The organism is Nocardiopsis sp. NPDC007018, from assembly GCF_040635075.1.
In the GTDB taxonomy this organism is placed as follows: domain Bacteria; phylum Actinomycetota; class Actinomycetes; order Streptosporangiales; family Streptosporangiaceae; genus Nocardiopsis.
The window spans coordinates 60,853-80,616 of record NZ_JBEYHA010000021.1; the positions used below are offsets into that span (position 1 = coordinate 60,853).

At 72.5% G+C, this 19,764-nt stretch carries 17 protein-coding genes; 8 read left to right on the forward strand and 9 right to left on the reverse strand.

Going from position 1 to position 19,764, the window contains the following annotated elements; genetic code table 11:
* Positions 1 to 80 precede the first annotated feature (80 nt).
* The 4 genes from ABZ635_RS14290 (at position 81) to ABZ635_RS14305 (ending at position 6,297) form a co-directional block, all read left to right on the forward strand.
* Complete coding sequence (locus ABZ635_RS14290; RefSeq protein WP_357764152.1) at positions 81 to 2,252, forward strand: CRISPR-associated protein; 2,172 nt, start codon at positions 81 to 83, stop codon at positions 2,250 to 2,252.
* 162 nt (positions 2,253 to 2,414) lie between these two features.
* Positions 2,415 to 4,007 carry an alpha/beta hydrolase gene (locus ABZ635_RS14295; protein WP_357764155.1) on the forward strand — a complete coding sequence of 531 codons (1,593 nt, stop codon included), beginning with the start codon at positions 2,415 to 2,417 and terminating at the stop codon, positions 4,005 to 4,007.
* A gap of 144 nt (positions 4,008 to 4,151) precedes the next feature.
* Complete coding sequence (locus ABZ635_RS14300; RefSeq protein ID WP_357764157.1) at positions 4,152 to 5,687, forward strand: alpha/beta hydrolase; 1,536 nt, start codon at positions 4,152 to 4,154, stop codon at positions 5,685 to 5,687.
* Between the two features lie 109 nt (positions 5,688 to 5,796).
* Positions 5,797 to 6,297, forward strand: coding sequence for a hypothetical protein (locus tag ABZ635_RS14305; protein WP_357764160.1), 501 nt, complete (start codon positions 5,797 to 5,799; stop codon positions 6,295 to 6,297).
* Here the strand turns inward: ABZ635_RS14305 and ABZ635_RS14310 are convergent.
* A complete protein-coding gene (locus ABZ635_RS14310) occupies positions 6,257 to 7,312 on the reverse strand; it encodes an AraC family transcriptional regulator (RefSeq protein ID WP_357764163.1) in 1,056 nt (351 codons plus the stop codon). The genes ABZ635_RS14305 and ABZ635_RS14310 overlap by 41 nt on opposite strands.
* 126 nt (positions 7,313 to 7,438) lie before the next feature.
* On the opposite strand from ABZ635_RS14310, the gene ABZ635_RS14315 reads away from it, so the two are divergent.
* Both ABZ635_RS14315 and ABZ635_RS14320 read left to right on the forward strand, forming a co-directional pair.
* Positions 7,439 to 7,864: a DUF6069 family protein gene (locus tag ABZ635_RS14315; RefSeq protein ID WP_357764166.1), complete on the forward strand. Its 426-nt coding sequence runs from the start codon at positions 7,439 to 7,441 to the stop codon at positions 7,862 to 7,864.
* Positions 7,865 to 8,022: 158 nt separating this feature from the next.
* On the forward strand, positions 8,023 to 8,883 hold the full coding sequence (locus ABZ635_RS14320) for a MerR family transcriptional regulator (RefSeq protein WP_357764170.1): 861 nt from the start codon (positions 8,023 to 8,025) through the stop codon (positions 8,881 to 8,883).
* A 52-nt stretch (positions 8,884 to 8,935) separates the two neighbouring features.
* Here ABZ635_RS14320 and ABZ635_RS14325 read toward each other — a convergent pair whose 3' ends face one another.
* Together ABZ635_RS14325 and ABZ635_RS14330 are read right to left on the reverse strand one after the other, a co-directional pair.
* Positions 8,936 to 9,184 carry a DUF397 domain-containing protein gene (locus ABZ635_RS14325; protein ID WP_357764173.1) on the reverse strand — a complete coding sequence of 83 codons (249 nt, stop codon included), beginning with the start codon at positions 9,182 to 9,184 and terminating at the stop codon, positions 8,936 to 8,938.
* Entirely contained in the window at positions 9,181 to 10,032 is an 852-nt protein-coding gene (locus tag ABZ635_RS14330) for a helix-turn-helix transcriptional regulator (protein ID WP_357764175.1), read from the reverse strand. Before ABZ635_RS14330 ends, ABZ635_RS14325 begins: the two co-directional genes overlap by 4 nt.
* Before the next feature lie 193 nt (positions 10,033 to 10,225).
* Here ABZ635_RS14330 and ABZ635_RS14335 point away from each other — a divergent pair, with 193 nt between their 5' ends.
* Positions 10,226 to 10,480, forward strand: coding sequence for a hypothetical protein (locus ABZ635_RS14335; protein WP_357764178.1), 255 nt, complete (start codon positions 10,226 to 10,228; stop codon positions 10,478 to 10,480).
* Between the two features lie 62 nt (positions 10,481 to 10,542).
* Here ABZ635_RS14335 and pgl read toward each other — a convergent pair whose 3' ends face one another.
* From pgl to tkt, 5 genes are all read right to left on the reverse strand, one after another.
* Positions 10,543 to 11,289 carry a 6-phosphogluconolactonase gene (gene pgl, locus ABZ635_RS14340; protein WP_357764181.1) on the reverse strand — a complete coding sequence of 249 codons (747 nt, stop codon included), beginning with the start codon at positions 11,287 to 11,289 and terminating at the stop codon, positions 10,543 to 10,545.
* Positions 11,290 to 11,291: 2 nt separating this feature from the next.
* Positions 11,292 to 12,212: a glucose-6-phosphate dehydrogenase assembly protein OpcA gene (locus ABZ635_RS14345; RefSeq protein ID WP_357764182.1), complete on the reverse strand. Its 921-nt coding sequence runs from the start codon at positions 12,210 to 12,212 to the stop codon at positions 11,292 to 11,294.
* 28 nt (positions 12,213 to 12,240) lie between these two features.
* On the reverse strand, positions 12,241 to 13,791 hold the full coding sequence (gene zwf / locus ABZ635_RS14350; RefSeq protein ID WP_357764272.1) for a glucose-6-phosphate dehydrogenase: 1,551 nt from the start codon (positions 13,789 to 13,791) through the stop codon (positions 12,241 to 12,243).
* A gap of 118 nt (positions 13,792 to 13,909) precedes the next feature.
* On the reverse strand, positions 13,910 to 15,016 hold the full coding sequence (gene tal, locus ABZ635_RS14355; RefSeq protein ID WP_357764184.1) for a transaldolase: 1,107 nt from the start codon (positions 15,014 to 15,016) through the stop codon (positions 13,910 to 13,912).
* Between the two features lie 72 nt (positions 15,017 to 15,088).
* Positions 15,089 to 17,182: a transketolase gene (gene tkt / locus ABZ635_RS14360; RefSeq protein ID WP_357764187.1), complete on the reverse strand. Its 2,094-nt coding sequence runs from the start codon at positions 17,180 to 17,182 to the stop codon at positions 15,089 to 15,091.
* Positions 17,183 to 17,871: 689 nt separating this feature from the next.
* On the opposite strand from tkt, the gene ABZ635_RS14365 reads away from it, so the two are divergent.
* On the forward strand, positions 17,872 to 18,846 hold the full coding sequence (locus ABZ635_RS14365) for a heme o synthase (RefSeq protein WP_357764189.1): 975 nt from the start codon (positions 17,872 to 17,874) through the stop codon (positions 18,844 to 18,846).
* A 490-nt stretch (positions 18,847 to 19,336) separates the two neighbouring features.
* On the opposite strand, the gene ABZ635_RS14370 is transcribed toward ABZ635_RS14365, so the two are convergent.
* The gene (locus tag ABZ635_RS14370) at positions 19,337 to 19,762 is read right to left on the reverse strand and encodes a hypothetical protein (protein ID WP_357764191.1); all 426 of its coding nucleotides are present in this window, start codon (positions 19,760 to 19,762) and stop codon (positions 19,337 to 19,339) included.
* Positions 19,763 to 19,764 lie beyond the last annotated feature (2 nt).

The window sequence follows — 19,764 nt, forward strand, 5'->3', positions numbered from 1 at the left end:
TTCCGGGCGCGGGTGAGTACTGTGGTCCCGTTCCTGTTGTCCGGGGACCGCCGACAATGGCGCGTCCGGAAGGGAAGACCGTGGACGCACCCCGAGTCGCCGTCGTCCTCGTGGGCCAAAACCCCACGCCCGCCCTCCTCTCCTCCCTGACCCTGCCGGTCGACCAACTGCTGCTGGTGTGCAGCGACGGGACCCTGCCCGTGGCCCGTCGCGTCGCCGAGGCCGTGGGCCGCGCCGCCCGCGACCGGTCCGTGCGCGTGCTCAGCGTCGGCGCGGACCCGCACGACCCCGACGGCGTCACCGGCCTCCTGGACACCGTCCGCCGGGCCCTGGGCGGCCGCCCCTGGTACCTGGACTACACCGGGGGCACCAAGGTGATGAGCGTGGCCGCCGCCCTCCACCACGAACGGTCCCTGCCCGCGGCGGCCAGCGCCTGGCGGTTCTACCTCGACTCCCACAGCGACCTCCTGCGCACGGCCGACCCCGCGAGCCCCGACCACCCCGTGAGCTGTCGCGGCGTCGACCTGCGCACCCTGGCCGGAGTCCACGGCGCCAGCTGGCTCAGCGACCGCGACCCCGAGCCCGTGCGCCGCTTCCTGCGAGGCGGGGACCCCGCCCTGGCGGCCGCCTACCCGAACCTGCCCGAGAGCGAGCGCAACGGGATCGCGGCGGAGGCCCAGGTCCTGTCCCACCTGCGCCGACTGCTGGGCGGGCGGCCCGACACCGAGGTACTGGGTTCGCGCCGTGTCGCCGACCCCTACCGTCCAGGCGGGTCCGTGGCGGACTTCGACATCCTGGTGCGCCACCGCCACCGCGTGCTGTGCGTGGAGGCCAAGACCCGTGCGGAGGACGTGGTGGCGCGCGCGGGCTGGACGGTGGCCAAGGCCCGCAGGGTCTTCGGTGGTGCCACCCTCGTGCTGTTCGTGTACTCGGGCCCGGTCGTCGACGACCTGCGCACCCGGGTCACCGCGTACAACCCGGCGCTGACCGCACGCCACGTGCACGTGTGGAACCTGGACGCCCTGACCGCGCGGGTCACCTCCTTCGAAGCCGTGCGGGACGCCTTCTTCCCGAGCCTGACGGACACGCCCCCGCCGCCCGCGGTCCCCGCCGTCCTGCCGCAGGCCGCCGCCCCGCGCACCGACCCCTCCGGCCACCAGGCCCCCGGACCCCCTCACCGGCACCCCGGTCCCCAGGACGGACCCCTCCTGGTCACGCCCCTGGGCGGCAGCCGCCTGGGCGCCCTGGCCGCCCTGCACGCCCACCGGCCGGCCCGCGCGCTGGTCCTCCCCTCCCGGCAGAGCCTGCGGGGACGGGTCCGCGAGGCCGCCGCCGGAGCCCTGCGCGCCGCCGAACGGCCCGACGCGCCCCCGGCCGACGCCGCCACCCTGCGCTCCGAGGGCTACCGGGACCGGGTCCGGTTGGCCGCCGACCCCGTGGACGGCTACGACTCCGGCGCGGTCCAACGCGCCGTGCAGGGGTGGATCGCCCAGGAGCGGGACGGGGACCAGCCCGTGGTCGTCGACATCACCACCGGAACCAAGGCGATGAGCCTGGGCCTGGCCCGCGCGGCCCTGGGTTCCGGCGCCTGCGCCACCTACCAGCTGCCCCGTGACCGGGCCGTGGTGTGCCTGACGCACGGCCGCCGCGAACTGGACGGCCGGGCCCGGATCGACTGGTCGCTCGTCCTGTCCGGGTACGCCCCCCTGGCCGCCTCGTTGGACCGGGAGGTCACCGGTCCCGCCCGCGACCAGGTGGACCTGGAGCTGCTCGACCTGGCCGGGTCGGCGCTCGGAGCGGCCGCCTCCGGTCCGGTCTCGGTGTGGTGGGACGTCTCCCTGGCCGACCCCGAGGGGTTCCTCACGGCGCAGGAACGGCCCGCGCTGGTCCTGACCTTCGACGACCGTGCGGTGGGTCTGGCCGCTCCGGCCCGCCGTCGGCGCCGCAGTGCGGACGGGCCCCTGCGGGAGGTGAGCCCGGGGGCGTGGGCGCAGAGCGTGTTCGCGGCCACCACCCACCTCAACGTGCGCTGCGACGTGGCGGGTGCGGTGGTGGCGCTGACCCGCCCCGGCCGGGACGTGAGCCGGGCGGGCGAATTGGTCGACTGGATCGCCCAGCCCTCCCCGGGGCACGCGGCGCCCGCTGGCGGGCTCCGGTTCGGCGAACCGCTGTACCCGCTGGTCGTCGAGGTCGACCCGGCGGTCGGAGTCGACCCGACCGGACCGCTGTCCACGGACGTGAGCGGGCTCTGAACCGGGCGGCGGCTCCGGGGCGCCGGGCGCCGACCGGGGCCGACGTGATCCGCGTCCCTTTCGAGAACCGGTGTCCGGTTCGCGGTGTCCCATCCCGTGCCCCAGGATGGGGTCGCGGCCGCCCGGCCGCGTGTGGAGCGGAAGCGGCGGAGCGTACGAGGCATGGCGATCACGGTTGGTCGGGTTCGGTGGGGCGCGGCGGCGGGTGTGTTCGCGCTCCTGCTCGCGGGGTGCACGGGACAGGGCGACGGGGACGCGGCGGCGGCCGAGCCCGCCTCCGGGCCCCGGGAGATCGACTGGGCTCCCTGCTACACCGAGGAGGAGCTGGAGGAGGCGCCCGAGTGGGACGGCGACCCGGAGTGGTTGGAGACCCTCGAGTGCGGCACCCTCACCGTGCCGGTCGACCACTCCGACCCCGACGGTGACACCCTCGACCTGGCCCTGGCCCGCCAGCCCGCCAGCGGTGCCTCCGACCAGCGGGTCGGTTCCCTGGTGGTCAACCCCGGAGGGCCCGGGGAGTCCGGGGTGTCGATGCTGGACCACCCGCTCTTCGCCGACCCCGTCCTCGAGGCCTTCGACCTGGTCGGCTTCGACCCGCGCGGCGTGGGCGGCAGCGAGAGTTTCGCCTGCGGTGACTGGTACGCGATGTACGACGCACGACAGGCGGTGGCCGACCCCGAGAACGTCACCGACGACGACCTCTCCGCCTTGGAGGAGAGCGCCCGCGCCTACGCCGAGGCCTGCGCCGAGTCGGTGGGGGAGGAGTTCCTCGCGAACATGGGCACCGTCAACGTGGTGCGCGACCTCGACCTGATCCGGGACGCCCTGGGCGACGACCGGCTGACCTACGCGGGGTTCTCCTACGGCACCTACATCGGCGCCCTGTACGCGGACATGTACCCCGAGAACACCCGGGCCCTGGTCCTGGACGGCGCGGTGGAGACCGAGCGCCCCAACGTGGAGGTCGCCGCCGACCAGGCCGAGGCCTTCCAGGCCGCCTGGGAGTGGTTCGTCGACGACTGCTCGTACGCTCCCAGCTGCCCGTTCGACGGCGTCGACACGGCGGACCAGCGCATGGAGGGCATCCTCGACCGCCTCGACGCCGACCCGCCCACGATCCGGGACACGCGTGTGGACGGCGAGATCCTGCTGAGCATGGTGAGCATGCAGCTCTACGACGAGGTCTCCTGGTACGACCTGGCCCAGACCCTGGCCGCCCTCGACGAGGACGTCGACGGCGCCCGGCCCGCGCTGGAGGAGCTCTACGACGTGACCTTCGGCCAGCAGGAGGCGGAGACCGAGGAGGGCGACGAGCCCGAGGAACCCGGGGTCCACGAGGACACCGAGGCGGCGATGACCGCCGTCAACTGCGCGGACCGCGACGATCCGACCGACGCCGACGTCTACCGTGATGCCGCCCAGCGGGCCGCCGCCGACTCCCCGTACTTCGGAGCCGACCTGGTGTGGGAACAGCTGCCGTGCGCCTACTGGGTGGACACCGAGGAGGCACCCGCCGGGTTCACCGCTCCCGACGCGCCGCCGATCCTGGTGATCGGCACGCTCGGCGACCCCGCCACCCCCTACGGCTGGGCCGAGGAACTCGCCGACCAGCTCGACACCGCCACCCTGCTCACCTATGAGGGCGCGGGTCACACCGCCTACGGGTACGGGCTGGAGTGCGTGGACAGTCCGGTGGACGCCTACCTGTTGGACGGGCTGGTCCCGGAAACCGGGTTGTCCTGCCCCGCCTGGTAAAAACGCGACGGAACGGACTGTTTACCCTCCTTCCGGAATGTTCAACGCGGCCGCGCCCCCGGACCCTCGGAGGATGGGTCCCGATCACGGACGAATCTGGACGGGACGGGTGTGCGGGTGCGCGGTGCGGGCGGACGGGCTCTGGTGACGGTGGGGACGGCGTTGGCGCTGGTCGCGACGGCGGGCTTCGCGCCTCTCGACGAGTGGGGCCACGCCCGCTCCTTCTACGGCCAGCACGTCGACTGGAGCCCGTGCCTGACCGCTGACGAGATCGCCGGTGCCGGGCCCGTGGAGGGCGACCCGGACTGGCGGGCCCGCCTGGAGTGCGGGACCGTCACCGTTCCCGTCGACCACGGCGACCCGAACGGCCGGACCATCGAACTCGCGGTGGTCCGGCACCCCGCCCAGGGCCCCGCCGAACAGCGCCGGGGGTCCCTGGTGTTCAACTTCGGCGGGCCCGGTCGCGCGGGGGTGGCGCAGTTCGAGTCCGGGCCGCTGGCCCTCTCCCGCAGGGTCCGGGACTCCTACGACCTGGTCTCCTTCGACCCGCGCGGAGTGGGGGAGAGCGCGGGGTTCACCTGCCCGGCGTGGGACGCCATGGAGCGCCCGCTGGAGGCGGTGGAGGACGTCGCGCCCGCCGACGTCGACCACGACCGGCTCCAGGACCTCGAAAGCGCCGCCCGCAGGTTCACGTGGAGCTGCCTGGACGAGGTCGGGGAGGAGTTCCTCGCGAACATGGGCACCGTCAACGTGGTGCGCGACCTCGACCTGATCCGGGACGCCCTGGGCGACGACCGGCTGACCTACGCGGGGTTCTCCTACGGCACCTACATCGGCGCCCTGTACGCGGACATGTACCCCGAGAACACCCGGGCCCTGGTCCTGGACGGAGCACTCCGGACCCGGCGCGGCCTCATCGACGACGGGGTGGAGCAGAGCCGGGGGGCGCAGACGGCGTGGGAGGCCTTTGTCGCCTACTGCCTGGAGGGCGCGCCGGAGTGCCCCTTCACCGGTGCGGAGGAGGCCCCGGGCGAGGCTGAGGCGCTCCTGGCCGGGCTGGACCGCAGGCCCCTCGTCGTCCGGGGGCAGCGGATCGACCGCCACGAGATGCTCACACTGCTGAGGGACTCCCTGCACACCGAACGGCAGTGGGAGAGCGACGCCCATCTGCTCGCCCGGATCGCGCTCGGGGACACCCGGGACCCGTTCGTCCAGGCCTACCTGGGCCGCTTCGTCGACGGCCGGAACGAGAGCCCCGGTGCGGAAGAGTCCGCTTTCATGGCGGTGCGGTGCGCCGACCACGAGCCCCCCGGCGGCGTCCGCGCCTACCAGGAGGGCGCCGAGCGCGCCGCCCGGTCGTCCCCGTTCTTCGGCGGCGACGACGTCTGGTCCTACCTGCCCTGTGCGTCGTGGCCGGACGCGGAGTCCGCCGCCCGCGCACCGAGCGCCCCGATGGCGCCGCTGCTGCTGGTCGTCGGCACCCGCAACGACCCCGCGACCCCCTACGCCTGGGCCGAGGAACTGGCCGACCAGCTGGCCACCGCCACCCTGCTCACCTACGAGGGCGGCGGCCACACCGCGTACGCGGGGGGCAGGTCGTGCGTCGACGCCGCGGTGGACGCCTACCTCCTGGACGGCGTCGTCCCCGAGCACGGCGCCTCCTGCCCCGGAGCCCTCTGAGCCCTGTCCCCACAGGGAACGGAGAGTTTCCCGCCGCGGGGTGGCGGCGCCGCACCGAGGCGACCATACTCCCCTCAGGAGCACGTCGGCGGGGAGAAGGGGAGCGGCCATGGACGCGCGGGCGCAGGGCGGTGCGGCCGGAGCCGAGCGGGGCCCGGAGTCCGGAGAGCGCGGGCACGAGGGGCGGTCCGGGCACGGACCCGCACGGGCCGTACCCGGGTGGCTCGGTCGTTCGGCGGCCGGTGCGGGCCTGCTGCTGGGTGTCGCGCACCTGCTGGTCACCGGCTGGATGGCGGCCTCCGCCGGACAGGCGGTCGGAGCCGGCTACCTGGTCTGGATGCTCGCGCCGTTGGCGATCACGGCGGGCACGGCCGTCGCGGCGCTGGCACTCGTGCGCCCCGGGGCCCGGCGCTGGCTGACCTGGGTCACCGGAACGGTGGCGGTGCTCTGCGCCCTGCTCACGCTGTTCGGGTTCGCGTCCCTGGCCTTCGGTGCCAGCCCGGCGTCACTGTTCCTGGGGCCCGGACCCTACGCCCTCCCCGGCGCGGTGCTCTTCGCGGCCCTCACCGTCAGCTCCCGGCGGGCGCGGCGGGCACCGACCGCTCCGTGACGTCCCGCGCGGCCTCCCGGTAGCGGCCGGGGGACTGGCCGAACTCGCGCTTGAACGCGTTGGCGAAGGCGAACTGCGAGGAGTACCCCACCCGGGTCGCCACGGAACCGATCGGGACGTCCTCCTCCCGCAGCATCCGGGAGGCGGTGGTCAGCCGCCACCACGTCACGTACGCCAGCGGGGACTGGCCCACCAGGGCAGTGAAGCGCCGGGAGAAGGCGGCCCGGGACAACCCCGCTCGCGCACCGAGCTCGGCCACGGTCCACGGGTGGGCCGGATCGCGGTGCACGGCCTGGATCGCGGCGTGGACCGCAGGGTCGCGCAGGGCTCCCGCGAACCCGCACCCGGCGCCCTCCTTCGTGGCCGCGACCTCCTCCAGGTAGGTGCGCAGGATGTACACGACCAGCATGTCCAGCAGGTGCGGGACCAGGGTGTCGCCGCCGGGCCGGTTGGAGCCCAGTTCCCGCCCCAACAGCCCCACCGCCAGCGGCAGCTCCGAACGCTGGCCCACCTTCGCGGGCAGGTGCACCACCGAGGGGAGTTCGGCCAGCAGGGGGTGCGGCCGGGAGGCGCTCGCGTGGTAGGAACCGCCGACCGTGACACAGCTGGGCGCTCCGTCACCCGGCTCACCGACCGTCGCGGCCCCGAACGCGGGCGTCGGCGGCATCTCCTTGGTGCGGGCGGAGCCCCGCGAGCACACCAGTGTGGGCATGGTCTGTCCCGACATCGCGGCGGCGCGCAGCACGGCGGCGCAGTCCACGCCCTCGTGGGGCGGCTCGGGGGAGTCACTCAGCGTGTGCGCGCGGCCGCGCGGCAGGAAGAGCACGTCGCCGGGGCCCAGCTGGAGGGGCTCCCTGCCGTCGACGGACAGCCAGGTCGACCCCTGCAACACCACCATGAACTTGGCGCCGGGGATCTCCGGGAACCGGGTGGCGTAGGGTGCGCGCCACTCCACCCGCGCCGAGTGGGGCAGGCCGGTGCGCACGGTCGAGATGACGTCGCTCAGTACATCCATGCGCCCATCGTATCCCCAGGGTCTTGGGTCGTGGACGAACGCGTATACAACGAAGCGAATCGCGTATAGGAAGTATCGCCCTGGTTCCGTACGGTCGTGAACGTCACCAACCACGAGGGAAGAGTCATGACCCAGAGCGCCACCACCGCACCCCCGACCGTCTCCCGCCCGACCTGGCAGCCGCGCCTGGTCGCGGTGCTCGCGGTCATCGTCGTCAACACCGTCCTGGCCCTGGCGGCGCCGCTGTTCGGCGCCGACCTGGTGATCGCTCCCCGAGGGCAGGAGCCCGGGCCGGTGGCCTGGCCGGTCTTCGTCCTGTTCACCGCCGTGTTCGCCCTGGTCGGATGGGGTGTGCTCGCTCTGGCCGAACGTCTGCTGGGAGCACGGCGCGGGCGCCTCGTGTGGACGGTCGCCGCGGTGCTGATCACCCTGGTGATGTTCGTTCCGCCGCTGATGGCGGAGGCCAGCGCCGCGACGGTCGTGGTGCTTCAGCTCTCACACCTGGTGGTCGCCGCGATCATCCCGGTGTTCTGGAGGACCTCCCGGGTCTGACCCCGACACGCCACGACCCCGTGCACGAGGTGAGGCCCCTCATGTACGGGGTCGTGGCGTATCAGGAGAGCGGCCCGATTCTCTGGACGGTGGAGGGCTACTGTCGCGAGGGGCGCGCGGCTTGACCCTCTGGTAACCGCAACCCTGAGACTGGGCGCATGAGCCTTTCCATCAAGGACTTCAGCGAGATGAGCGAGCTGTCTCCGCAGACGCTGCGCTTCTACCACTCCGAGGGGTTGCTGGTCCCCGCCGTGGTCGACGACGACACCGGCTACCGGTACTACGACTTCGAGCAGGTCCAGGACGCCCTGCTGGTCAGCGCGCTGCGCGGCACCGGCATGAGCGTGCGGGAGGTGCGCCTGGCGGTAGAGTCCCCCGACACGGCGGCCGGACTGCTGGACGAGCACACCGAGGGACTGCGGCGACAGCGCGCGGCAGAGGACGAGGCGATCGCGACCGCACGGAGCCTGCTCACGGTCTGGCCCGAAGTGCGGCGGCGGGAAGTTCAGGAGGCGACGGTGCTCTCGAAGGCGGTCGCGGCGGTTCCCGTGGAGAAGCGGCGGGGCCAGCCGGAGCGGTACGACTGGGACGCCGTCGTCGCGGCGGTGCGGGCCGCGGTCACGGAGCTCCGTGCACTCGCGGAGGAGCAGGGCGCCGAGGTCGCCGGTGACCCCTGGTTCACGTGGGCGGGGGAGTCCCACGAGCAGCGGGAGGCCGCTCTCACTTCCGAGGGGCCGCACTGGCTGGCCAAGCTCCCGGTCACGGCGGACGAGGGAGGGCGGACCGCGTTGGCCGAACGGGTGGACGTCCAGGTCTTCGAGGCCCGAGAAGAGCTCGCCATCCACCTCCCGGGCCGGGCCACCATGCCCAAACACGCGACGGCCCAGCTGAGGCTGGCGACGCAGGTTCCCGAGGGTCTCTTCCCCGACGCCTCCACCCAACGCCACATCCTGCACGAGGACGGTGTGGAGACCGCCGTTCGCCTGAGCCCGCTGAGCACTGCTGAGAACATCGACTGAGTGACGGCGAAGGGCCCGAGCGTCACGCGCGGGCCCTTCACCGCGTCCGGGTTCAGCCGTGGAAGTCGAATCCTCCGGCGCGTACGCCGTTGGTGAAGGCTTCCCACTCCTGGCGGGTGTAGAGGATGTGAAGGCCCTCGGGATGCTGGCTGTGGCGCACGGCGACCCGCCCCGACCCGTCACCCAGCGGCCCGGCCTCCACACAGGTGGCGCCGCCGTTGGAGCTGTAGGTGCTGATGTGCCAGTTGATGGTGGCGCGTTCCTGCTCGGAAAGCTGCTGGAACGTCGGCTCGGGGGTCACGATGGCTCCTCGATGAGCGCCGAGATGCGCTCGGCGGTCGCGTCTGTGCTCAGGGACTTAGCCCACAGCCGATCATATCGCTGGGCCATCGGATCGGCCTCCGCCTGCTCCAGATAGACGGCACCGTTGGGGGTCTCGGCGTACACCACGTCGGGGTAGGGATCGTCCATCACGAAGTACTGGAACGCTCCTTCGGGACTCTCATGCGCCCCGGACGTGAACGGCAGCACGCGAAGGTGGATGTTGGGGCGTCCGGCCAACCCCAGCAGGTGGGAGAGCTGTTCGCGCATCACCTCGGCGGAGCCCACACGGCGGTGGAGTACGGACTCGTCCAGGAGTACGTTCATGGTGGGCGGATTCTCCCGAGTCAGGAGTTCCTGGCGTTGGAGTCGGACCTCCAGACCCTGCACGATGTGCTCTTCGGATGTGTCGAACTCCGCTGTGCGGATGGCGGTCTCGGCGTATCGTTCGGTCTGGAAGAGCCCAGGGAGCAGTACGGTGTCGAACAAGCGCTGCTCGACGGCCTGAGCTTCCAGCCAGATGAAGTCCACGAACTCGGTGAACTCGTCCGGGTAGCCATCCCACCAGCCGGTCTGCCAGACACTTTCGCTGAGTCGCATCAGGTTCTCGCGGTGCCGGGCGTCGTTCACCCCGAACAGGTCGAGCATGGCCATCATGTCCGGCCGTCGAACCGGGTAGATGCCGTTCTCGAAGCGACTGACGGTGCCCATGTTGCGCTGGAGAAAGTCGCCGACCTCCTCGATGCTCATCCCGGAGGCCTCGCGAAGGTCTCGGAGCCGACGCCCCAGCCAGCGGCTCCGCAGTGTGGCTGTCTTCGCCTTCGCCATCCGGCACCTCCTTCAGGCGCGAGCCCAACAATCGATCTTGACGTACAAGCTTGTGAATCTGTTTGACATGTGTCAGCCTAGCAGAAGGTGAGATGGCCGTCACAGAGAGGGTGGCCCTCGACCCGACACGAAGGCGGCCCGGACGGAGAGCTTGGAACCGATCCGTCCGGGCCTGGTGAGCCAGCGATAGGGGATGCCCGTGCAGGACGACCGCCACCGCGACCCGAACTCTGTCTATCAGAAGCCAGACGAGCCCGCCCACCCCCGTGCGTTCTACGTGGACGTCTGGAACGAGGACACCGACACCGCCGAGCACTACTACTACGGGGTGACCCACCCCGGCGGGAACGGCGGTATGGCCCGTCGCATCCTTGGTGGGGGCATCCACCTGTTCCGGTGTCCCGACACCCTCGCGGACCGGATCGGCGGAGAAGTGGTCTGGATCTGACTCCGACCCGGCACACGACGGCGCCCCGGCCGGAGATCCGGCCGGGGCGTCCTCACGTACGACTACAGCCGGGCGGCGGCGGCCTCGTCCACCCAGAACACGGTCTTCTCGCTGCCGCGCGCACCGGCCACCGGGGCCTCGTCCACGCTGCCGCCCGCCACACCCAGGCGGACCGCTTCGGCCTTGGCCGCACCGGCCGCCAGCACCCACACCTGGCGGGAGGCACGGATCGACGGCAGGGTCAGGCTGATCCGCGTGGGCGGCGGCTTGGGGGAGTCGTGCACGGCCACGGCCGAGGCCTCGTTCTCCCGCACCCCCGGCAGGCCCGGGAACAGCGACGCGACGTGGTTGTCGGGTCCCAGCCCCAGCAGGCACACGTCGAACTCCGGCACCGGGCCCCGGCCCCGCGCCGCCACCGACAGCGCCTGCGAGTAGTGGGTGGCCGCCCGCTCCGCCTCCGCATGGTCGGTCCCGTCCGAGGACGGCATGGGGTGCACCTGGTGCGAGGGGATGTCGATGTCGTTGATCAGCGCGTCGCAGGCCTGGGTCTGGTTGCGTTCGGGGTCGCCGTCGGGCAGGAAGCGCTCGTCCCCCCACCACAGGTGGACGTGCCCCCAGCTCATCCCGCTGGCCAGCGCCTCGTCGCGCAGCACCCCCAGGGTCTGGATGCCCACGCCGCCGCCGGTGAGCACCAGATGGAACTCGCGCCCCTCGGCCTCGGCGCTCACGATCAGCTTCACCAGCCGCGACACCACGCTCTCGGCGAGCTGTCGGGCGTCGGTGGTGCGGACGATCTCCGGTTCGGTCATCCTCAGGCTCCGCTTCCAGCGAGCATCGGGCCCAGGTGGCGGGCCGCGCTCGCGTACGTCTCGTCGGCGTCCAGGCGGCGCAGTTCCTCGGCGAGAGCCGTGGAGGCGCCCCGCCTGGCCAGCGCCACCGTCTGGTCCGGCTGCCCCGTCCGGGACAGCGTGGCCACCCGGCCGTCCACCCGGGAGACGGTGATGTCCCCCTGGTCCGTGGTCAGCCGTACCTCGGTCAGCCCCGGCCCGTGCGAGGTGGCGCGCTCCACCTCCACCTCCAGCCGCTGGGACAGCCAGGCGGCCAGCAGTTCGGCGCTCGGGTAGTGCGGTTCGGCCGTGACCCTGGCCGAGTTCACCCACCCGCACGGCTGGTCCATGGCGCTGGCCAGCAGCGAACGCCACGGGGTGAGCCGGGTCCAGGTCAGGTCGGTGTCGCCCGGACGGTAGTGGCTGACCCGCTCCAGCAGGTCCGCCACCGGGTCCGGGGCACGCAGCGCGTCGGTGATCCTGCGCTGGGCGAGCTTGCCCACGGGGTCGGCGGCCGGGTCGGCGGGGCCCCGGCCGGGCCACCACACCACCACGGGCGCGTCCGGCACCAGCAGGGGCGTCAGCACCGAGTCGGGGTGTTCGCCGAGCGGGCCGTACAGGCGCAGCAGCACCGCCTCGCCGGGCCCGGAGGTGCCGGGGCGGCGGATCTCGGCGTCGATGGCCGGTTCGGCCCCCGGGTCGCGGCGGATCAGCGCCACCACCCGCGAGGGGTGCTCGCGTCCGGCCTCGGTGGCCGCGCGGACGGCGTCGTAGTGGTCGGCCTCGTCGGTGACGATGACCAGGGTCAGCACCATGTTCATGGCGCCCCCGCCGACACTGAGGCGCTCGGCCATGAGCGCCTCGGTGATCTTCGAGGTGGTGGTGCGCGGCAGATAGAGCGTCATCGGTTCCTCCCTGCGTGGACGCGGACGGTCACGGCCGCCGCCACTGGCGTCCGTCCCTGGCGAGCAGTTCCTCCGCCGACTCCGGACCCCACGTGCCCGAACCGTACTGTTCGGGCTGGCCCGACGCCGCCCAGTACTCCTCGACCGGGTCGAGGATGCGCCACGACAGCTCCACCTCCTCCTGACGGGGGAACAGCGGCGGGTCGCCGATGAGCACGTCCAGGATGAGCCGCTCGTAGGCCTCGGGGCTGGCCTCGGTGAAGGACTGCCCGTACGTGAAGTCCATGCTCACGTCGCGCACCTCCATGGAGGCGCCCGGCACCTTGGACCCGAACCTCAGGGTGACCCCCTCGTCGGGCTGGATGCGCAGCACGAGCGCGTTCTGGCCGAGCTCGCTCACGTCGCCGCGGGCGAACAGCTGCTGCGGGGCGGCCTGGAACACCAGGGCCACCTCGGTCACCCTGCGCCCGAGCCGCTTTCCGGTGCGCAGGTAGAACGGCACGCCCGACCAGCGCCGGGTGTCCACGTCCAGCCGCAGCGCCGCGTAGGTCTCGGTCACCGAGTCGGACGGGATGCCGTCCTCCTCCAGGTAGCCGCGCACGGCGTCGCCGCCCTGCCACCCGGCCGCGTACTGTCCGCGCGCGGTACCCGTCCCGAGGTCCTCGGGAAGCGACACCGCGGAGAGCACCTTCTCCTTCTCGGCGCGGATCGCGTCGGCGCTGTAGGAGACCGGTTCCTCCATGGCCACCAGCGCCAGCAGCTGGATCAGGTGGTTCTGCATGACGTCGCGGGCCGCGCCGATGCCGTCGTAGTAGCCCGCGCGCCCGCCCACGCCGATGTCCTCGGCCATGGTGATCTGCACGTGGTCCACGTAGCTGCGGTTCCACAGGGGTTCGAAGAGCGTGTTGGCGAAGCGCAGCGCCAGGATGTTCTGGACCGTCTCCTTGCCCAGGTAGTGGTCGATGCGGAACACCGCCGAGGGCGGGAACACGTCGTCGACGACGGCGTTGAGTTCCTGGGCGCTCTCCAGGTCGTGGCCGAACGGCTTCTCGATGACCACGCGGCGCCACGGGGTGGTGCCTCCGGCGCCCTCGCCCTCCCCGGGGGTGGCCAGGCCGCTGCGCTTGAGCTGGGTGACCACGGTGGGGAACAGCTTGGGCGGCAGGGACAGGTAGAACGCGTAGTTGCCGCCGGTGCCGCGCTGGGTGTCCAGCTCCCGCACGGTCCGGGCCAGCTCGTCGAAGGCCGCGTCGTCGTCCAGGTTGCCCTGCACGAACCGCACACCCTCGCTGAGCTGGCGCCACACGTCCTCGTGGAAGGGCGTGCGCGCGTACCTGCGCACCGCCTCGTACGCCTCGGCCGCGAAGTCCTGGTCCTCCCAGTCGCGGCGGGCGAAACCGACCAGGCCGAAGCCCGGCGGCAGCAGGCCTCGGTTGGCGAGGTCGTAGATGGCGGGCAGGAGCTTCTTCCGGGCCAGGTCGCCCGTGACACCGAAGAGCACCAGCACGCTGGGCCCGGCGATGCGGGGGAGCCTTCGGTCCAGGGCGTCGCGGAGGGGGTTGGGTACCGCCCCCGGCATCACCGGTTCTTTCACGGGCTTGCGTCTCTTCCTGTCAGGAACGGCCTGGTGGCTGGTGGAACCCGTGCCCGCGCGGATCACGCGCGGGCACGGGTCGGCGACCGGGAACGGGTCCGGGTCAGGAGAGCTCGTCGAGCTTCATGGTGAGGCGGCCGAGCAGGCTCTCCCAGGAGTCGACGAACTTGACCAGTCCGTCCTCCTCCAGGTGGCGGGTGACGTCGTCGATCTCCACGCCGACCTCGGCGAGCGCGGCCAGGTCCTCCTCGGCGGAGGCGTACCGGCCGCTCACGGTGTCACCGGTGACCTCGCCGTGGTCGGCGGTGGCGTCCAGGGTGGCCTGCGGCATCGTGTTGACGGTGCCGGGGGCCACCAGCTCGGAGACGTAACGGGTGTCCGCGTACGCGGGGTCCTTCACACCGGTGGACGCCCACAGCGGGCGCTGCGGGGTGGCGCCCTCGGCGGCCAGGGCGCGCCAGCGCTCCGACGAGAACACCTCCTGGTGGTCGCGGTAGGCCAGCCGGGCGTTGGCGATGGCGGCGCGGCCGCGCAGCTCCTCGGCGCGCGGGGTGCCGACCGCGCGCAGGCGCTTGTCCACCTCGGTGTCCACACGGCTGACGAAGAACGACGCCACGGACTGAATCCGGGACAGGTCGTGGCCGTTCTCGCGGGCCAGCTCCAGACCCTCCAGGAACGCCTCCATGACCGCGCGGTAGCGGTCCAGGGAGAAGATCAGGGTGACGTTGACGCTGATCCCGTGCCCCAGCGTCTGGGTGATCGCGGGCAGACCCTCGGCGGTCGCCGGGATCTTGATCATGAGGTTGGGCCGGTCGACCAGCCACCACAGCGCCCTGGCCTCGGCGACGGTGCGCTCGGTCTCGCGCGCCAGCCGCGGGTCCACCTCCAGGGAGACCCGGCCGTCCACGCGGTCGGTGGAGTCGTACACCGGGCGCAGCGTGTCGGCGGCCCAGCGGATGTCGTAGGCGGTCAGCAACCGGACCGCCTCGCCCACCGAGACCCCGCGCACGCCGAGCTCGTGCACCTGGAGGTCGTAGGCGTCGCCCTCGGCCAGGGCCTTGTCGAAGATCGACGGGTTGGAGGTGACGCCGGTGACGTGGCGGGTCGACAGTAGTTCGGCCAGGTTGCCGGTGCGCAGCCGGTCACGGCTGATGTCGTCCAGCCATACGGACTGTCCGGCCTCGGACAGGTCCTTCAGAGCGGTGCTCATGCGGGTCTCACGCCTTCCTGAATTCACACACGGAGTGCGGGCCGCCGGGGGTCATCCCGGCGGCCCGCGTCGTCAGCTTCCGACCTTGGCCAGGCTGTCGCGGACCGCCGCGACGACGGCCTCGGAGGTGATGCCGAACTTCTCGTAGAGCGTCTCGTAGGGGGCGGAGGCGCCGAAGTGCTCCAGGCTCACCGAGACACCGGCGTCGCCCACGTAGGAGCGCCATCCCATGGCGATACCGGCCTCCACGGAGACGCGGGCGCGCACCGAGGACGGCAGGACCGTCTCGCGGTACTCCTCGGGCTGGGCCTCGAACCACTCCACGCACGGCATGGAGACCACGCGGGTGGGCGTGCCGGCCGCCTCCAGCTCGGTGCGGGCGGCCAGCGCCAGCTGCACCTCGCTGCCGGTGGCGATGATGATCGCCTCGGGGCTGTCGCCGGTGGCCTCGGCCAGGACGTAGCCGCCCTGGGCCGCGCCTTCGGCGGAGGCGTACTCGTCGCGGTCCAGGGTGGGCACGTTCTGGCGGGTCAGCGCCAGGGCGGAGGGCCGGTCGGCGTTGGCCACGACCTCGCGCCAGACCACGACGGTCTCGTTGGCGTCGGCGGGGCGGATCACGTCCAGGCCCGGGATGGCGCGCAGTGCCCACAGGTGCTCGATCGGCTGGTGCGTGGGGCCGTCCTCGCCCAGGCCGATGGAGTCGTGCGTCCACACGTAGGTGACCGGCAGCTTCATGAGCGCGGCCAGGCGCACGGCCGGGCGCATGTAGTCGCTGAAGACCAGGAAGGTGCCGCCGTAGGGGCGGGTGGGGCCGTGCAGGGCGATGCCGTTGAGGATCGAGCCCATGCCGTGCTCGCGGACGCCGAAGTGCAGCACGCGCCCGTACGGGTTGCCCGGGAACATGGAGCTGGCCCGGTCGAAGGGCAGGAAGGACGGCTCGCCCTTGGGGGTGGTGTTGTTGGACCCGGCGAGATCGGCCGAACCGCCCCACAGCTCCGGCAGGACCGGGGCGATGGCGCTGAGCACCTCGCCGCTGGCCTTGCGGGTGGCCACGCCCTTGGCGCTGGCCTCGAAGGACGGCAGGGCGTCCTCCCAGCCCTCGGGCAGCTTGCCCGCCTGGAGCCGGTCGAAGAGCTCGGCGTGCTCGCCGGCGCCCCGGTGCCAGGCGTCCAGGGCCTCGTCCCACGCGGCGTGCGCCTCGCGGCCGCGGTCCAGGGCCCCGCGGGTGTGCTCGATCACGGCGTCCTCGACCGCGAACGGGGCGTCGGGCAGGCCGAGGATCTCCTTGGTGGCGGAGATCTCGTCGGCGCCGATCGCCGCGCCGTGGATGGCGCCGGTGTTCTGCTTGTTGGGCGCGGGCCAGCCGATGACGGTGCGCAGGCGGATGAAGGTGGGCCGCTCGGTCTCGGCCTTGCCGCGCAGGATCGCCTGGTAGAGGGCGTCGACATCCTCGACGTACTCGCCGGTGGCGGTCCAGTCGACCTCCTCCACGTGCCAGCCGTAGGCGGCGTAGCGGGCCACGACGTCCTCGCTGTGGGCGATGCGGGTGTCGTCCTCGATGGAGATCTGGTTGTCGTCCCAGATCATGATGAGGTTGCCCAGGTTCTGGGTTCCGGCCAGGGCGCTGGCCTCGTGGCTCACGCCCTCCTGGACGTCGCCGTCGGAGCAGAACGCGTACACGTGGTGGTCGAAGGGGCTGACGCCCGGACCGGCCTCGGGGTTGAACAGGCCGCGCTCGCGGCGGGCCGCCATGGCCATGCCGACCGCGTTGCCCACGCCCTGCCCGAGGGGGCCGGTGGTGGTCTCGACGCCGGCGGTGTGTCCGACCTCGGGGTGGCCGGGGGTGAGGCTGTCCCACTGGCGGAGTGAGCGCAGGTCGTCGAGGGTGAGGCCGTACCCGGCGAGGTACAGCTGGATGTACAGCGTGAGGCTGGAGTGACCGATCGACAACACGAAACGGTCCCGGCCCACCCACTCGGGCGCGGCCGGGTCGTGCCGCATCACCTTCTGGAAGAGGAGGTAGGCGGCGGGCGCGAGGCTCATCGCGGTGCCGGGGTGACCGTTACCCGACTTCTCTACCGCGTCCATGGCCAGTGCCCGAACCGTGTCGACGGCGCGGCGGTCGAGGTCCGACCACTCCAGGTTCTTCGGGGTGTGGGCGTTCACGGACTTGTCTGCTCCTTCTCGGCACCCGTGCACCCGGTTCCGGGGCGGGTGTGGGTTGTGTGTGCGTGCTGTACGCCGGGCACCCCTGCTGCGCGCCGCCGGGGTCGACGGGTCGCGGGGGAGGGCGGGATCGGCGTCGACGGCGGACGCGGCGCGGCCCCGTGGCGCGGGGCTCGGGCCGCGGTGCCGGTGCGACAACGTCTGGGTCGCGGTGTCCGGAGCTCGGCCCCCGCTGTGGCGGAGCCGAGAACGGGCCCACCGCCGAGCCTATCGTCCGTGGCCGGGGATGTCGTTGCCCGACACCTCCTGCTAGCGGACGGTAGGGGCGGTTGTGCCGCTTCGTGTCTGGTGGGGGCCCGGTCGAGCCCCGGGGGTGCGTGGCACGTTGGAAGCTCGCACGGGCCTGTGCGACCCTTCTGTACACCCGAGCGGCGGTCCGGAGCCCGGGCGGTCGGCCGCCAGGGCCGGAGGTCACCCGAACGGAGGGGGCTGGTCACCGATCCGGACAGGCAAGTACTACACTTTGTCGTTGACGGGGTTTTCGCTGATCCTGCCGCTTTGTCGGTCCGATCGACCCCGCGTGGCGAGCAGTGTCGAATCCCTAAGAGTTGTCGAGGTATCCGCGTGTCTGAAACCGAGCCGGCCCCCCAGGGGACACGAGTGCCCGCGGGCGTGAGGACGCCGATCTGATGGCCCTCACCAACCACGCACCCCACACCGGTGAGTCCGACACCCCGGCATCCGTCCCCGAGGCCCCCCGCAAGGCCTCCTTCGGCGACCACGCCCGTGCCTACGTCGCCCTCTCCAAGCCCCGAGTCATCGAGCTCCTGCTCATCACCACCATCCCGGTGATGTTCGTCGCCGCCGGCGGAGTCCCCCCGCTGTGGACCGCCGTCGCCACCCTGGTGTTCGGCACCATGTCCGCCGCCAGCGCGAACGCGATGAACTGCTACATCGACCGCGACATCGACCGTGAGATGCGTCGCACCCGGCAGCGCCCCGGAGCGATGGACCTGGTCACCCCGCGCGGAGCACTCACCTACGGGCTGATCCTGGCGGTCGGCTCCACGGTCGGCTTCCTCGTGCTCGTGAACGTGCTGTCGGCCGTGCTGTCCGTCTTCGCGATCGCGTTCTACATCTTCGTCTACACGATGCTGCTCAAGCGGCGCACCGCGCAGAACGTCGTGTGGGGCGGTATCGCCGGCTGCATGCCGGTGCTGATCGGCTGGGCCGCCGTCACCAACAGCCTCGACTGGGCGCCGTTCGTCCTCTTCCTGGTGGTGTTCTTCTGGACGCCGCCGCACACCTGGACCCTGGCCATGCGCTACCGCGAGGACTACGCGGCCGCCCAGGTCCCCATGCTGCCCGTGGTCGCCAGCGACCGCCGTGTGCTGCTGGAGTCGGTGCTCTACACGTGGGCGACCGTGATCGTCTCCCTGATCTTCTGGCCGGTGGCCGGGACCACCTGGTTCTACGGCGTGGTCGCCCTGGTGCTGGGCGCCCTGCTGGTCGTCCAGGCCCACCGCCTGCTCGCCCGCTCGCGGGCGGGCGTGACGGGCGCGCAGCTCAAGACGATGAACTTCTTCCACCTCACCAACGCCTACCTGGCGCTGCTGTTCGTGGCGGTCACCGTCGACCCGCTGATCGCCCGCTTCCTCTCGTAGAGGCCCCCGACAACGTAAGGCGCCCACCCGGGCCGCTCCGGGGCGGGCGCCTTCGCGCGGGGGGCGCTCGAGGGGGACGGCGGACTCGCCCTGCCCCCGGTGCCGTGGGCCGCGATCCGCTTCCCGCCCGCCGCTCCGCCCGCTCCCGGCGGTACTCCCGCCGCTCGTCGCCGCGGTGGTCCGTCCGCCCCCTCCGCTGCTCTGGCGATGGCCGAGACCCGTGCCCGCGCCGCCGTGGAAAGCCTCCTGCCCCACGCCCTCCACTCGCACAACAACCTCACCCTCCTGATCACCGAACACCCGCGCACTCCCCGCCTCAGCCGACACCCCCGCCCGTCCGGGGTTCCCGACTCCTCCAGTCTCCCCGGGCGGACCCGGGCCGGGCGGGTTGTCCACAGGGCCGATTTCCTGGGCGACCGCTCTCATGGCGGAGGGGAGGTGCTCCCGGTTCCGGGGAGGACCACTCCAGGCCGCCGGACCCGCGATCGGGTCACCTCGGGTCGAGGCGGCGCCACACGAGGAGCACGGCCCACACGACCACGGCCACCAGCAGCAGCGCCATCGGTACGTGGGCCTGGAGCGGCCCGTTGCTGCCCAGGGCGGCCTGCGGGAACGCCAGCACGAACGCCAGCAGACTCACCAGTGCCACCCTCCGGTCGTGCGCGGGCCCCGAGGGCGACCCGGCTCCCGGCAGCCGCCACACCAGCAGCGCCGTGGCCAGCTGTGCTCCGGTGGCCACGTGTACCGCCACGGCCCCCCAGTAGTGCAGGGGCAGGGCGGCCGCGTTGAAGGTGATGAGCTGCCCCGCCGTGAGGAACTCCCACAGGAGCGCGGCCAGGCTGGCTCCCGTGGCGACGCGTAGCAGCGGGAGCCACAGCGGTCTCGCGCCGGGCTCGGTGGTCGTGTTCGGCTCCATGC

What these genes read in the sequence shown, in the direction of transcription:
- ABZ635_RS14295 (WP_357764155.1), top strand. Translation starts at nt 2,415, where the DNA reads ATGGCGATCACGGTTGGTCGGGTTCGGTGGGGCGCGGCGGCGGGTGTG.
- ABZ635_RS14305 (WP_357764160.1), top strand. Translation starts at nt 5,797, where the DNA reads ATGGACGCGCGGGCGCAGGGCGGTGCGGCCGGAGCCGAGCGGGGCCCG.
- ABZ635_RS14310 (WP_357764163.1), bottom strand. Translation starts at nt 7,312, where the DNA reads ATGGATGTACTGAGCGACGTCATCTCGACCGTGCGCACCGGCCTGCCC.
- ABZ635_RS14315 (WP_357764166.1), top strand. Translation starts at nt 7,439, where the DNA reads ATGACCCAGAGCGCCACCACCGCACCCCCGACCGTCTCCCGCCCGACC.
- ABZ635_RS14320 (WP_357764170.1), top strand. Translation starts at nt 8,023, where the DNA reads ATGAGCCTTTCCATCAAGGACTTCAGCGAGATGAGCGAGCTGTCTCCG.
- ABZ635_RS14330 (WP_357764175.1), bottom strand. Translation starts at nt 10,032, where the DNA reads ATGGCGAAGGCGAAGACAGCCACACTGCGGAGCCGCTGGCTGGGGCGT.
- ABZ635_RS14335 (WP_357764178.1), top strand. Translation starts at nt 10,226, where the DNA reads ATGCCCGTGCAGGACGACCGCCACCGCGACCCGAACTCTGTCTATCAG.
- pgl (WP_357764181.1), bottom strand. Translation starts at nt 11,289, where the DNA reads ATGACCGAACCGGAGATCGTCCGCACCACCGACGCCCGACAGCTCGCC.
- ABZ635_RS14345 (WP_357764182.1), bottom strand. Translation starts at nt 12,212, where the DNA reads ATGACGCTCTATCTGCCGCGCACCACCACCTCGAAGATCACCGAGGCG.
- zwf (WP_357764272.1), bottom strand. Translation starts at nt 13,791, where the DNA reads ATGCCGGGGGCGGTACCCAACCCCCTCCGCGACGCCCTGGACCGAAGG.
- tal (WP_357764184.1), bottom strand. Translation starts at nt 15,016, where the DNA reads ATGAGCACCGCTCTGAAGGACCTGTCCGAGGCCGGACAGTCCGTATGG.
- ABZ635_RS14365 (WP_357764189.1), top strand. Translation starts at nt 17,872, where the DNA reads ATGGCCCTCACCAACCACGCACCCCACACCGGTGAGTCCGACACCCCG.
- ABZ635_RS14370 (WP_357764191.1), bottom strand. Translation starts at nt 19,762, where the DNA reads ATGGAGCCGAACACGACCACCGAGCCCGGCGCGAGACCGCTGTGGCTC.